General features: G+C 25.0%; 12 protein-coding genes. 3 read left to right on the top strand and 9 right to left on the bottom strand.

Annotated features, from left to right (window positions below; translation table 11 throughout):
* Positions 1 to 5: 5 nt before the first annotated feature.
* Positions 6 to 983, top strand: coding sequence for a methyl-accepting chemotaxis protein (locus ACYQ1T_RS02840; RefSeq protein WP_459831515.1), 978 nt, complete (start codon positions 6 to 8; stop codon positions 981 to 983).
* A gap of 125 nt (positions 984 to 1,108) precedes the next feature.
* Here ACYQ1T_RS02840 and ACYQ1T_RS02845 read toward each other — a convergent pair whose 3' ends face one another.
* A complete protein-coding gene (locus ACYQ1T_RS02845) occupies positions 1,109 to 2,107 on the bottom strand; it encodes an RpnC/YadD family protein (RefSeq protein ID WP_459831518.1) in 999 nt (332 codons plus the stop codon).
* Between the two features lie 285 nt (positions 2,108 to 2,392).
* Here ACYQ1T_RS02845 and ACYQ1T_RS02850 point away from each other — a divergent pair, with 285 nt between their 5' ends.
* Entirely contained in the window at positions 2,393 to 3,097 is a 705-nt protein-coding gene (locus ACYQ1T_RS02850; RefSeq protein WP_459831521.1) for a hypothetical protein, read from the top strand.
* 147 nt (positions 3,098 to 3,244) lie between these two features.
* Here ACYQ1T_RS02850 and ACYQ1T_RS02855 read toward each other — a convergent pair whose 3' ends face one another.
* The 8 genes from ACYQ1T_RS02855 to ACYQ1T_RS02890 all read right to left on the bottom strand — a co-directional run bounded on the left by ACYQ1T_RS02855 (position 3,245) and on the right by ACYQ1T_RS02890 (position 13,040).
* The gene (locus ACYQ1T_RS02855; RefSeq protein ID WP_459831523.1) at positions 3,245 to 5,713 is read right to left on the bottom strand and encodes a DsrE/DsrF/DrsH-like family protein; all 2,469 of its coding nucleotides are present in this window, start codon (positions 5,711 to 5,713) and stop codon (positions 3,245 to 3,247) included.
* A gap of 169 nt (positions 5,714 to 5,882) precedes the next feature.
* Positions 5,883 to 6,161, bottom strand: a complete 279-nt coding sequence (locus ACYQ1T_RS02860) for an ArsR/SmtB family transcription factor (RefSeq protein ID WP_459831526.1) — start codon at positions 6,159 to 6,161, stop codon at positions 5,883 to 5,885.
* 117 nt (positions 6,162 to 6,278) lie between these two features.
* Positions 6,279 to 6,932: a Crp/Fnr family transcriptional regulator gene (locus ACYQ1T_RS02865; protein WP_459831529.1), complete on the bottom strand. Its 654-nt coding sequence runs from the start codon at positions 6,930 to 6,932 to the stop codon at positions 6,279 to 6,281.
* A 129-nt stretch (positions 6,933 to 7,061) separates the two neighbouring features.
* A complete protein-coding gene (locus tag ACYQ1T_RS02870) occupies positions 7,062 to 7,295 on the bottom strand; it encodes a glutaredoxin domain-containing protein (RefSeq protein ID WP_459831532.1) in 234 nt (77 codons plus the stop codon).
* A gap of 84 nt (positions 7,296 to 7,379) precedes the next feature.
* On the bottom strand, positions 7,380 to 9,695 hold the full coding sequence (locus ACYQ1T_RS02875) for a bifunctional diguanylate cyclase/phosphodiesterase (protein WP_459831535.1): 2,316 nt from the start codon (positions 9,693 to 9,695) through the stop codon (positions 7,380 to 7,382).
* A 323-nt stretch (positions 9,696 to 10,018) separates the two neighbouring features.
* Positions 10,019 to 10,708: a metallophosphoesterase gene (locus tag ACYQ1T_RS02880; RefSeq protein ID WP_459831538.1), complete on the bottom strand. Its 690-nt coding sequence runs from the start codon at positions 10,706 to 10,708 to the stop codon at positions 10,019 to 10,021.
* A gap of 8 nt (positions 10,709 to 10,716) precedes the next feature.
* Positions 10,717 to 10,980: an EscU/YscU/HrcU family type III secretion system export apparatus switch protein gene (locus ACYQ1T_RS02885; RefSeq protein ID WP_459831540.1), complete on the bottom strand. Its 264-nt coding sequence runs from the start codon at positions 10,978 to 10,980 to the stop codon at positions 10,717 to 10,719.
* 23 nt (positions 10,981 to 11,003) lie between these two features.
* The gene (locus ACYQ1T_RS02890; protein ID WP_459831543.1) at positions 11,004 to 13,040 is read right to left on the bottom strand and encodes a hypothetical protein; all 2,037 of its coding nucleotides are present in this window, start codon (positions 13,038 to 13,040) and stop codon (positions 11,004 to 11,006) included.
* A gap of 166 nt (positions 13,041 to 13,206) precedes the next feature.
* Between ACYQ1T_RS02890 and ACYQ1T_RS02895 the strand changes: the two genes are divergently transcribed.
* Positions 13,207 to 14,238 carry an Ig-like domain-containing protein gene (locus tag ACYQ1T_RS02895; RefSeq protein ID WP_459831544.1) on the top strand — a complete coding sequence of 344 codons (1,032 nt, stop codon included), beginning with the start codon at positions 13,207 to 13,209 and terminating at the stop codon, positions 14,236 to 14,238.
* The last annotated feature ends 30 nt before the right edge of the window (positions 14,239 to 14,268 follow it).

The raw sequence follows: 14,268 nt of genomic DNA on the forward strand, positions 1-14,268 counted from the left end.
AAAAAATGGGTATATTTTTTAAAACAAAAAAAGAGGCAAAAGAGGTAATTGAAAGTAAATCAATAGAAGGTGTAGAAGAACAAAGTCTTAATGAAGAAAATGAAACTTTGCAAGATAATTCTATTTTAAAGGAACAAATGAATTTATTAAGTGAAAGTAGCTCTAATCTTTCAACTTCTGTACAAGAGGTTAATAACTCATTATCTAACCTTACATCTGCTACACTTACTCAAACTGAAGAAATATCAAATGCATCATCTATTTTAGGCCAGTTCCGTGATCGTATGGAAAATTTAGCTTATAATGTTACAAATGTTCAAATAGCAGTTTTAGATGCTGATAAAGTTGCTGATAATGGATTAAATACATTTGTTAATTTAGATGACTCATTAAAATCATTACAAGATGCTTTTAATACAGTTAGTACAACTGTTAATTCTCTTGTTTCAAAATTAGAATCAGTTAATACAATTACAGATTCTATAAGTCAAATTGCTAACCAAACAAATCTTCTTTCTCTTAATGCTGCAATTGAAGCAGCTAGAGCTGGGGAAGCTGGTAAGGGGTTCTCTGTAGTTGCTGGTGAAGTTAGAAAACTTGCTGAAAACTCAAAGCAATCTGTTGGAAGTATAACTAAAATTTTAGATGATATAAAATCTGATATTATAGATGCTTCAAAAGCAATGAATAATGGAAATGATGCTCTTGTAAATCAACAAAAGACACTACAAGAAACTAAAAATAGTTTAACTGAAATAAAATCTTCTATTCAAGATGCTGCTAAAGAAACAGATGAGTCTATACTTAACCTAGCTACAGCCTCTGGAGAAAAAGATAAGGTTATTGATATAATAGAAAGAGCCTCAACAATATCTCAAGAGCACTCAGCTTTATGTGAAGAAATTGCGGCAAATATGGCTATTCAAGCAACAAACCTAGAAAAACTTGATGAAACAATTTCAGAATTAAATAATCAAATTTAATACTTATCATTTAATTAATTTAAATACAAGTATTAAATATTAATTTTATATAATCAAAAAGGTACTATTTATAAAATTAAATAGTACCTTTTCCTATTTTAAGTCCTAAACTAGTAACATTCAAACTAATTTAACTTCCTTAAATTTCTTATTACATCTATAGATAATCCTGTTTTTAAGGCAATAACTTCATCCTCAAGTACATCTAACAAATTTTTAGCTATACTTATTTGAGTTTGTTCTATACCCTTTTCTATACCTTTTTCTATACCTTTTTCTATACCCTTTTCTATTCCTTTTTTTTCAATCTCTGGATCATATAATGTTTTTGTCATTGTAATCACCTCATTTTCTATATTTCTATCATTTAAATAATTTCTATTTAGATATTCTATTAAGTTTCCTACTGCTAATAACATTTTATGAAAGTCTTCGCCTAAAATTTCTTCTGCTTCAAATAACTCTTTTGCTTCATATGCTAATTTTTTAGCTAAATCTCTTGCTTTATAAGATAATTCTCTTATTTTTTCTATGTCATTTTTATTTTGTGCCTTTTCTAACTCTTTTCTTAATCCAAATAATTGTAATGGAATTAATGGGTACATCTTCTTTTCTTTAAGTTCTTTCTCTGTATATTCCCAGTACTTCATTACATCTACTTTATATATTATTTCTTGATTATCTGGAAATACTATTTTTAGATTTAAGGTATCTTTTATTTTTTTATTCTCTTCAAAAAATATTACCTTTTGTTTTGGAAAATATATAGTTCTTATTTCATTTTTTTCACTTAACTCTTTACTATTTCTTAGTTGTTCCTTACCTTTTCTAAATCCATACTCAAACATTCTAACTATCATAGTATTATCGTTTTTTGTTTGAAATTCAATATGATAACTTACTTTATCATTATATGTATTAAGCATGTCAAAGAACATATCTCCTCTTAGTATTCCTAAGTCATCTTCAACAAACTCATTATTGCTTACTATTAACTCTACTTCATTTACATCAAAGTTTTCTCCAAATATCCCATTAAGTAATTTAATTAAAACTTTATTAGAAGTTGAAAATAAAAACTTTAGTACTTCATCTAACTTAACTTTTTCTTTTGATATTTCCAAAACTTCACCTTCTTTCGTATATTTAAATTATATCCTAAAAATATAATTTTTAAAATATTCTTTTTAAAACTATAACTACCATTACCTGTATATATTACATCTATAATCTATTTACTTAGATTAAATATATATAATCTAAAAAAGTTTAAAATTTTAACAAAAATTTAAATTTTATATAATTTATGGTATAATTTTGACTATATACTTAACATTATAAAACCAATTTAATAAATCTTAACATACGCAAACTTAATACTACTAATATAAAGAGACAGGGGTGATACTATGGTTTTGCATAGCGATTATAAAAGAATTATATTAGAACTAACAGAGGAGGAGCTTATACTCCATAGATTCTTTTTTAAAACAAAAATTAAAATAGAAAATATAAGAAGTGCTTATGTATCTGAGAATCAACTTTCAATTTTATGTAATAATAATAAAATATACATTATTTCTATTGCTAACTTATTATGGAGTGATAGAGAGAAGCTTTTTGTAATTATAAATAAAATAACTAAAGAAAATATATTATTTCCTTCTAATTTTATGTCTAATTGGTTTTGGATAGTTATATTTTTTAATAGTATATTTACTACTATTAGAAATCTATTTAATTCAAATAAATATCTATATCTTAATATATTACTTATAATCTCCTTTATAGTAATAATTTATCTTTTTATAAAAGATTCTTCAAATTTAAAAAATTTATTTTATAATTTAGATAAAGACGGATTTGAAGTTATACGTAAAAAAGATAAAGAAATATTATTTATAAATAGAAGTGACATAGAAATTACAAATAAAAATCTTTCAGAGAATTATCCTTATCATCTTTTTAAATTAAACTTTAAAGCTAATAATAAACATTACTCAGTTTATATTAATAAAAATATTAAATTTCCTTCAAGATATGAGGAAGCTGCATTACAACTTGAAAATATGATAAAAAGTAAACTTACTGAAAAATCATTTGATTTTAAGTAAATATATTACTATTTATAGTACTTAATATAGAAATATTTATTATTTTCAATATAAAGAAGAAGGACAAGCTAAACTTACCCTTCTTCTTTATATTTTGTTATTAATAACTTTTTCAAATATAATCTAAAATAACTATTGTCTTTTCTATTATATAAATAAATTTACATTTGATTCATCTGCTTCTCCAAGATAGTATCCTACTCCACCATAGCTTACTCCATCTATTAATTCTTCTTTCTTAATTCCCATAACATCCATGGACATTGTACAAACTACTATTTCTACTCCATTTTTTATAGCGGCTTCCATTAAATCTTCTAATGATTGAATATTTTTATCTTTCATGACTCCTCTAATCATTTTAGAGCCCATTCCACCCATATTCATTTTAGATAAACCTAATCTTTTACTTCCTCTTGGCATCATAACACCAAAAGCTTTTTCTATAATATTTTTTGAAGTCTTGACTTTTTCTGGTTTTCTTAAAATATTTAATCCCCAAAATGTGAAAAACATTGTTACTTTTTTCCCCATACTTGCCGCACCATTTGCAATTATAAATGATGCAATAGCTTTATCTAAGTCTCCACTAAAAACTACCATAGTTTGACCATTAGAAGTAGAACATGACTTTGTATTTAATATTGCTGTTTCATTTTCTATTTCATCACTACTTTTTTTTATTGTAGCTTCTATTATACCTTTACTTTTTTCTACTGATAAAAGCTTATTATTAGTTTTCTTAGTCCAAGCTTCAATATCTCTACAAAAACCTTCATCTGATACTTTAACCTTTAATACTTCTCCATTATTCATATTATCCATTGTAGCTTTTACTTGCATTAAAGGTCCTGGACAGGAAAGTCCTGTTGCATTTAACTCTCTTATTTTATCTGCTGCTACTTCTTCTAATGCCATATTATCACCATTTCCATTATTATCATCATTATTATTTTCTTCTAAAATCTTAGCTTTATAATCCCAGTTTACATAAGATTTATATCCACCATTTAAGTTTTTAACCTTATATCCATATGACATTAATAATCTTGCTGCAATATATCCTCTTATTCCAACAGCACAGTAAATTAATATTTCTTTATCTTTATCTAACTTTTCTAGATTTTCTCTTAAATCATTTACTGGAATATTCATTGATTTATCTATTTTTCCAAGATCAACTTCTTGTTTATCTCTTACATCTAAAAGTATTTGCTTAGATGGATTAAAGTCTTTTAAATCCTCTATGTTTATAACTTCTACTAATCCTTTGTTTTGGTTTTGAGCAATAAATCCTGCCATATTAGCTGGTGATTTTGCAGATAAAAATGGTGGTGCATATGCAAGTTCTAGTTCTGCTAAATCTTCCATTGTTCCTCCAAATTTAATTGATGTAGCAATTACATCTATAAATTTATCAACACCTTCATATCCTAAAGCTTGAGCTCCTAAAACTTTTCCTTCTACATCATATAAAACCTTAATAGTTAATGGAGTTGCATTTGGATAATATCCTGCATGATTCATTGGATGAAGATATACTTTATTAAATTTAATTCCATATCTGTTTAATGTTCTTTCATTATTTCCTGTAGAAGCTGCAGTCATATCAAAAACTTTAATAATTGAAGTTCCAAGTGTTCCTTTATATTCAGAATCAATTCCATAAATATTATCTGCAACAATTCTTCCTTGTCTATTAGCAGGACCTGCTAATGGAATATATGCTTCCTTTCCATTTACATAATCTTTAACAGAAACTGCATCACCTACTGCAAATACTCCTTCTTTATTTGTTCTCATATGATTATCTACAAGTATATGTCCTCTTTCTCCAAGCTCTACCCCTGATTCTTTTATAAAGCTTGTATCAGGTGTTACTCCTATTGCAGATATAACCATATCAACTTGAAGATTTTTCTTACTTTCTAACAAAACTTTTATTCCTAAGTTATTATCTTCAAAGCCATAAACTTTATCATTTAATATTATACTTACTCCATTAGAGTTCATTTCCTTTTCTACTAATGCTGAAAACTCTGAATCTAAAGGTGCAAGTATATGAGGTGCTGCTTCTACTAAAGTAACATTAACTCCTCTTTCTTTTAAATTTTCAGCCATTTCTATTCCTATAAATCCGCCACCAATTACTACTGCACTTTTTACCTTTCCTGCATCTACATAAGATTTAACTTTATCTATATCTGGAACATTTCTTATAGAAAATATTTTATTACTATCTATTCCCTTTAAGTTAGGAGTTATTGGTTTTGCTCCTGGAGAAAGTACTAAATAATCATAGCTTTCTTCATATTCACCATCAGATAAAGACTTTACTTTAACTGTTTTATTATCAGTATCTATTTTAACAACTTCACTATTTACTCTTACATCTATATTAAATCTTGCTTTCATTTTTTCTGGAGTTTGAAGTAATAATGCATCTCTTTCCTTAATTACTTCTCCAACATAATATGGTAATCCACAATTTGCAAAAGATATATATTGACCCTTTTCAAATACAACAATATCTATATTTTCATCTAATCTTCTAAGTCTAGCTGCTGCTGATGCACCACCTGCAACCCCTCCAACAATTAAAACCTTCTTTTTCATTATAGATTCCTCCTTAAATGATTTATATTATTATTTCTTATTTCTATAACTTTAATACAACTATTAATCACTATATTCAAATTTAACGATATTAATCTTTTAAAATAAAGTGGCCAAGCCACTTTATAAATTAATATACTTAAATTAATAACTATTTTTTTATTTAGCTTTACTTTAAAATTGCATTTATAATTGCTTCTACTCTTTTATCTGCAATTTCATATACAACTTCTAAGCCATTTCTTTCACCTTTTATTATTCCAACACTTCTTAGCTTTTGTAGATGTTGTGAAATTGTAGATTGAGGCATTTCTAAACAATTTTGCATATTTGTAACATTACAGCCACCTTTTTCTAAAAGACCTCTTACAATACATAGTCTAACTGGATGAGCCAACACTTTTAAAAGTTCAGCTGCTTCTTCATATTGTTTATAGTTGTTATCCATATTATCACCTCGATACTCTTCACAATATTACTATATTCAAATTTTACGATATAGTTCGAAATTAGTCAATATTTTTTTACTTCACATAATTATTTTAATTCTTATATGTTAATACTTTTATAAATCTAAATTCTTTATTTTTATCTTTCCTCTTCCAAGCTCTAAAATTTCTTTTTTTTCTAAAGACTTTAAGCTTCTGCTTACAACTTCTCTTGATGACCCTATATCTGCTGCTATTTTTTCATGAGTTGTATATATTATTTTAGCTCCATTAGAATCTGTAATTTTAGTTTTTAAATAATTAATAAGCCTACTTTCAATACTATCAAAAGTTATTTTCTCAATTCCATCTACAACATTTTCAAACTTTTTATATAGGTTTTTAAATAAGTATTTTAAGAAACTAGGATTATTTAATATATATTTTTTAAATAAATCCATAGGTAAAATAGCTACTTTAGTATTTTCTTCTACATCAGCAAAAAAACTTCCTTCACTTTCTGTTAAAATACATTGAATTGTATTAAAGCAATTATCTCCCTTTTTTAGCCTATATAAACTTAATTCTTTTCCATAATCACCTATTCTATAAACTCTTATAGTTCCTGATAATATAAAAGAAAATCCTAAACAACTTTCTCTTGTATTAAATATACTTTCTCCCATTTTATATTCATTTATAAAAATTCTACTTAACAAGATATCTAATATTTCACTATCTAATTCTTTTAGAAATGGATAATTTTCTATTAAAACTTCTTTAAACTCCATAAACTATCCCCCTACTTTAATTCTATTATTTTAGTTTATGTTTTTATAAGTTAATTGCTATTATAAATTATTAAACTAAAAAAAGTAAAGCTATTTATATTTTAGCTTTACTTTTTTCATCTATCAATATTAAATTCCTAATAAATTATCTATTTGTTCTTTATCAAAGCCTACAACAATTTTACCATTAATATCTATTACAGGTACTCCCATTTGTCCACTTTTCTTAACCATTTCAAAGGCTGCTGATCTATCTAATCCTACATTTACTTCTTCATATTGCACCTTATTTTTACTTAAATAAGTTTTAACTTTTGTACACCATGGGCAAGAATTTGTTGTATATACTTTAACATTATTCATAATAAAATCCTCCTAGTAAATCTTTAAATTTCTTCTTCTTTAATATTAATATACTCTTATACTAGGTTTTTTACTGTAACAATGTTACAAAGATTTATTTTTGTTAGCCACTAATAAGAAGTTTTTTATCTCTTCTATATTAAGAGGTTTTGCAAAATAATAACCTTGAAAAAAATCACAATTAATTTCTTTTAAAGCATTATATTGTTCTAAAGTTTCTACCCCTTCAATAATAACTTTCATATTTAAAACATCAGCTATTTCTTTTATACTTTTTATAATTTTATAATCTTCATTAGTAGCTTTATCTATAAATAATTTATCAATTTTTAGAATATTGAATTTAAATCTTTTTAAATAACTAAATGAAGCATATCCACTTCCAAAGTCATCTAATGCTGTATGTATTCCTAAATTGCGTATCTTCTCTAAGTTGTCAATTACTATATAATTGTTTTCTAAAAACGCTAATTCTGTTACTTCTAAGCATATTAAATTGAAATCAATTTCATATTTTTTAATAATCATCTCTATATTTGATGCAAAGTTCTTTTCCATAAGTTGAATTGGAGAAATATTAATGCTTATTTGTAATCCTTTTTTATAATTATTACATATCTCTCTATACTTAATACATACTTCTTGAATAACCCAATATCCTATAAATATAATATCTCCGGTTTCTTCTGCATATTTTATAAAATCTAATGGTGACAAAGTACCATAGTTTTTACTTTTCCATCTTATTAATGATTCTAATTTACAAACATTTCCCTTGCTATCCATTACTGGCTGATAATATAATTCAAATTCATTATTTTTTAAAGCACTTCTAAGATTTAACTTTATATCTTCTATTTTTTTTATACTTTTATAAAAGTCTTCATGAAAAAATAATAATTCTTCTAAAGCTTTATTTCCCTTATTTTTATACATCATAAAGTCACTTTTCTTTATTAATTCATCAACATGATCTCCATCTTTAGGGTATATTGCAACACCTACTGAAAAGCTTACTTTAATACTTTTCCCATCTATTTGAATTGGTGTTTTAAAAGCTTCTAACATATTATTTTCATAAAATTCTTTAAGTTCCTCTTCTCCTTTATAATCAGTATATATAATTATAAATTCATCTCCCGAATATCTAGTAATAATTCCTTTATCCTTTATTGTATTTTTCATTATATTACTAAATTCCCTTAAAAGAGTATCTCCTGCTAAATGCCCTAAAAGATCATTTACTTCTTTAAACTTATTTAAATCTATAAATAATAATGCAAATTCTTTATTTTTTATAATTAACTCATCTGTTATATTTACTAGTTTTTTTCTATTAGGAAGATTGGTTAAATCATCATAAAATATATGTTTATTAATTCTACTATCAAAGGATTTACTTAATGCATTTGAAATAATTTCAAGTTCTTTAAATTCATCTTTACCATCTAACTCAAAATCTTTTTCTTCTAAATTTTTAAATAAGTGTTTAAATTTTTCTAAACCTCTTCCTATTGGCTTAAAAATTCTTTCTGTCATTAATAATAATGCTAGTGTTAATAATACTCCAAAAAACAAATAAAAAAATATTTGTTTTTCTAATATATTATAAAAACTTTTATAATATATACTAGACTTTTTATCAAATCTAAAAAGTATATCTAATCCCTCATCTAACTTTATATAATATTCATCTTTTTTTATTGATTCTATATCGGTAATTACTTCGTTACTTGAATAGTAAGCTCCATTATCTATTTTTATAAAGGTTTTCAAATTTCCTAAGTAAAATCCTGAATCAATTTCACTAAGCAAGTTATCTACTAATATGTCTACTATAGCAATTCCTATTGCTCTTCCATCCTTTGGAGAGTATATAACAGTAGCTATAGATATAGTTTGTTTCCCTGTATCAAAATCATTATGTATAGAAGAAGTTATAATCTTATCCTGTATATTAAAATATTCATCCTTAAACCAAGGTCTTTTTTTCAAATCAAAGTTTTTACTTATTTTATTATTATTAAAAAGGTACTTTCCACTTATGCTAGCAATTTTTATATTATTAATATAATCAAACTTATTTAATAAGCCTTCTGCCATATTTATTTCTGATTGAACTTTTTCAATTTCTTCTGATTCTAAGTCCTCATATTTAGAATTAGAATCTAATATATCAATTACTATTTCATTTTTAGCAACTTCTTTTGTTGTTGTTTTTATCCCATCTATAATTACTTTTAACTCATCAACTAATTCATTAGACTGTATTCTTGATGTATATTTTAAATTTTGGTCAAAATCATAATATAAAAATTGTATATTAACAGAAAATAAAACTAACATAAAAATTAATATTATTGCTGTTAGTTTTATCTTAATTTTTTTTAGTGAATTCACAGCCATGCCTCCTGTAAAATTTTCTTTTACTCCTCACTTTATACCTTTAACTTATTCTAAATAAACTTTAAATAAATTTCAACTAATAACCCTTATCAATGTTTGCTAAAAGGCTATATTAACTTTTCTATATTCTAGTTTTACATATTAATTATTAAATATATGAAAGTCTTTTTGGATTTTAATTAAAGATTTTTCACATAATCGTATATAAAGTGAATAATTTAACAATTTTAACAAATATAAAAAAAGACCTTTGAAATTAATAATTATCTTCAAAAGTCTTTTAAATTCATTCTAATCAATTTATTTAAATCTAAAGCTTACTCTAAAATTAATTTAGGATTGAAATTTATAAAATCACATGCTGTCATTATATATTCTATTCCATCTTTTTCACCATTTAATACATTTGCTAATGATGGTCCATGAAGATGACCATAAATTACTTTTTCTACTTTATATTCTTTAAACAACTCTGTAAAAGCTGAATTTTCTTGTTTTTCATTAGTTGGTGGATAATGTATCATAACAATAATTTTCTTAAATCCTGCTGCCTTTGCAGCATCTAATGATAGTCTTAATCTAATAAGTTCTCTATCATGTATCTTCTTATCTTTTGCTGTAAATCTTTCTGTTCCTTCACATATCCATCCTCTTGATCCACAAATAGCATAATCTTTATATGTATAAAAATTATTTTGTAGGAACTTAGTATTTTCATACATTTTATTTAATTTAGATATACTTCCCCACCAATAATCGTGGTTTCCTTTTGATATTATCTTTTTACCTGGAAGAGCCTCAATCCAATCTAAGTCTATTTTGCTTTCTTCTGCTCTCATTGACCAAGAAATATCTCCAGCTATTAAAATCATATCCTCTTCATTTATTTTTTCTATCCAATTATTTTTTATTTTTTCATCATGCTTAAGCCATTTTTCTCCAAAAATATCCATTGGTTTATCTGTTGTAAAAGCAAGATGAAGATCTGAAATAGCATATAAAGCCATCTATCTACTCACCTTTCTACAATTCTATCTAAATCTGTAATGTAGGCAATAACATGTGCAACTGCTTCATAAAGCTCTGATGGTATTGAATCTCCTACATCAACATTTAAAAGTAACTCTGTCAATTCCTTATTATACACTATTGGAACTTCATTTTCCTCTGCTTTTTCAATTATCTTATCTGCAATGTGTCCCATACCACTTGCAGTAACTATAGGTGCCACTAGATTTGCTTCATATTTAATTGCTGCAGCCTTTTTTCTATGGTTCACCTTTCTTCACCTCAAATCACTTCTTATACCTTAATATCTATAGATGAATTATTGTCTCCAAAAAACTCTCTACAGCTTGTTAAAGAAACTTCTTCTTCCTTTTTTATTACTTTTATATTAGTAATAAATCCTAATGATTGTATATTATTTGAAAGCTTTTCCTTTGCCATATTTACTATTTTAACAGAAGATTCTTCACATTTTAAGTCTATATCCATTCTTTTATCTAATACTTTTATATATCCATCAATTGTTCCTAAATTAGATGTCTTTACTGTAACTACCATTTTTACATTTGTGCTATCTATTTTTTTGCCATCTTTTCTATTGTCTTTTACTATAAGTTTACATGGATACTCCTTCTCCTTAATATTTAATGGAATATCTGTATAGTAATATTCTTGACTTATTTTATTAAATAATTTTATTTCATTTATATTATTTTTAATAACATCTACTATTTTATCAAAGGCTGGATTTTCTGAATTAAGCTTTGATAATATTTCCTTTACTACTTCTTTTCCTTCATTTTGCTTTGATATAAACATTTCTTTTACTAATTCTTGAGTACTTAAACCTTCTTTTATTATAGGCTTATTTATATCTTTAGTTTGAATTTCATTAAACTGATTTTTTATTAGTTCCTTTTCTACTTTATTTAACACTTCTTTATTATTAGAATTATTATTTGTTGATACTTCTTTATTTAAGCTTTTATTTTCTATATTAGCTTCTTTATCTAAAACTTTCCCCTCTTGTTTTAGAGTTTCATCTGGTTGCTTTGAAGCTTCACCTTCCTGTATTTTTAAATTAACTATATCCTTTAACTTCAAATATTCATCTTCTGTTAGTGAAATATTTTTCCCTGTAATTGTGGTTAATATTTTTTCCACTTCACTTTTTGGAAAATCTATAGCTTCAAATATACCTTTGCTTTCATTACGACTTTTATTTACATATTCATTAAAATCATCTACTACATCTTTATAACCTAATGAACTTACATCTTTACTTATATCTTTAATTAAGTTAATAAAATCTTCTGGCTTTATACTATTAATATCATTAAAGGCTTTTTCGAATTCTAAACTGGTAAATTCAGTTCTTCTGCTATTTAATATCTCCTTTAAAGTAATATTAACTTGATCTTCCCCCTTGCCTACAATAGACTTTAAAAGTGCTAACATACTAACCTTTGCACCCTTTGTATCTTGCTTTTCGTATATATCCTTTGCTATATTTCCATTTATATTATTGCTATTTTCCTTTGTAATAACTTCTGTTTCTTTACCATTTATATTAGTTTCTATAGTCTTTATATTTATATCTAGCTTATCCTCTTTAATATTTCCCTCAAACTTCATCCCTTTAGAAATTTTATTAAGAATATCTTCTAGCTTCCCACCATCTTTAAATATATTTTTATATCCCTCAACGTTTTCTTTAGTAAACTCTATATTATTTTCTAAAAATAATAATATATCTTCTTTAGATAAACTTTTAAACTCTTGGAAAAAAGACTTTAAATTATTAGAAATATTTTCTCCTTTTTCAGAAGACACATCTATTCCCTTACTATCTAAATATTTTTGAACAAATTCATCTATTTCCTTTGGATTTGCTTGTATTTTATTTAAAAACTGTATTAAACTCTTTACCTCTTTTATATTTTCCCTTGTAAGAGGTATATCATACTTAAGCATTTCTTTAAGTAATTCTCCATCACCTTTACTTAAGCCCTCATTAGATATTATTTCATTAAATTCGCCTTCTTGTATCTGACTTTCTGAAACATTCTTTGAAATAACTTTAAGTTTTAACTTTCCATTTTCAAAGCCATCAACTTGAAATCTTTGAAGCCCTTTTTCTAAAGAATCTATATCACCTTCAATTTCAGCATCAAATTCCCATCCATCTAAAAGTTTTATTGTAGCTTCATTTCCATCACCTTTTTTTACAACTTTTCCTGAAAATTTTTCTCCTACATCAAAAGCTAATTTACTTGTTACTTTTTTACTATTTATATTATAGGAATTATTTACATTCCAAATTCCTGGCATAATCTCACCTCTTATCTATACATTATTAATAATGTCGGATACTTTATATAAATTCTTTAATGGATATATCACTTTGCACCTTTGGAAACATATTGGAAATAACTATATAATCTTTAGAAATCTTTATTCTATAAAATATAACTATATTAATTAAAGGAGTTTTAAAATGAGCAAAAAATTTTTTATGTCACTACTTTGTTTAATTATTTTTATATTTTCAACTACATTAATATCCTGTGAAAATTCTTCAAAAAAAATAACTATATCTGATGATACTAAAAGCGAAATTATAGTTGAAGAAAATGAAATCAATAAAAACTTTAATTCTGGTGAAAAATCTCTTAATGAAGGTAACTTTGATGAAGCTAAATCTTATTTTAATAAAGCTATTTCACTAGATAAATTAAATAAAGATATTTATTTAAAGATAAAAGATAAATATCTATCTTTTAATAGGTTTGACGATGCATACTTTGTAATAAAAACAGCTTTAACGAATAATGTAGATGCTGAAAATATGAAATTAGTCTTAGAAGAAATTTCCGCTAACTTTGATGTAATAAAACTTAATACTTCTATTTATCAAAATTCTAGCTATATACTACCTACTGAAGTAAATACTTCTATAAACGGAGTTCAAATGTCACTACCTATATATTGGGATAACTCAAATGTTAATTCAACTACAGCAGGTACTTTTATATATAAAGGTTTAAATGAAGAATATGGTAGAAAAGTAGAAATGGAAATAACAGTTTTAGAAAATATCTATGATAAACAAATTGGATATATTAAAGATATTTATGAATCTAATGGAAAATTATATATGGATGTAGATTTAGTTGAATTTTACTTTGGACAAGAAGCTCTTAATGAGGCTATTAAAGATAATAATGCTGGAATAGATGAAAATGGTAAATACTTCTTGATGGATCCTTACTATATAAGAAATAGATACAGCAAAATAACCACTTACGAAATATCCTCTAATTGTTCCTTTGCATTATGTAGACGTGATGTTAAGGCTGATGTAAACAGCATTGAAAGTTCTTCTATAACAAGGTCTGTTTCTGTTACCTATGATGTATTTTTTGATTATCTTTCTAAAAGTAAAAATAATCAAGTACAACCTCTATTATCTTGGATAGAACTTAAAAATGGTTCTGCTTACTCTATATATAAGCAATATACACCTTAATAAATTATATTGAGGAAAAATATATAATTC

Source organism: Clostridium carnis (assembly GCF_054657435.1).

Coding starts and splice junctions, on each gene's coding strand:
- ACYQ1T_RS02840 (WP_459831515.1), top strand. CDS start 6: ATGGGTATATTTTTTAAAACAAAAAAAGAGGCAAAAGAGGTAATTGAA.
- ACYQ1T_RS02850 (WP_459831521.1), top strand. CDS start 2,393: ATGGTTTTGCATAGCGATTATAAAAGAATTATATTAGAACTAACAGAG.
- ACYQ1T_RS02855 (WP_459831523.1), bottom strand. CDS start 5,713: ATGAAAAAGAAGGTTTTAATTGTTGGAGGGGTTGCAGGTGGTGCATCA.
- ACYQ1T_RS02860 (WP_459831526.1), bottom strand. CDS start 6,161: ATGGATAACAACTATAAACAATATGAAGAAGCAGCTGAACTTTTAAAA.
- ACYQ1T_RS02865 (WP_459831529.1), bottom strand. CDS start 6,932: ATGGAGTTTAAAGAAGTTTTAATAGAAAATTATCCATTTCTAAAAGAA.
- ACYQ1T_RS02870 (WP_459831532.1), bottom strand. CDS start 7,295: ATGAATAATGTTAAAGTATATACAACAAATTCTTGCCCATGGTGTACA.
- ACYQ1T_RS02880 (WP_459831538.1), bottom strand. CDS start 10,708: ATGGCTTTATATGCTATTTCAGATCTTCATCTTGCTTTTACAACAGAT.
- ACYQ1T_RS02890 (WP_459831543.1), bottom strand. CDS start 13,040: ATGCCAGGAATTTGGAATGTAAATAATTCCTATAATATAAATAGTAAA.
- ACYQ1T_RS02895 (WP_459831544.1), top strand. CDS start 13,207: ATGAGCAAAAAATTTTTTATGTCACTACTTTGTTTAATTATTTTTATA.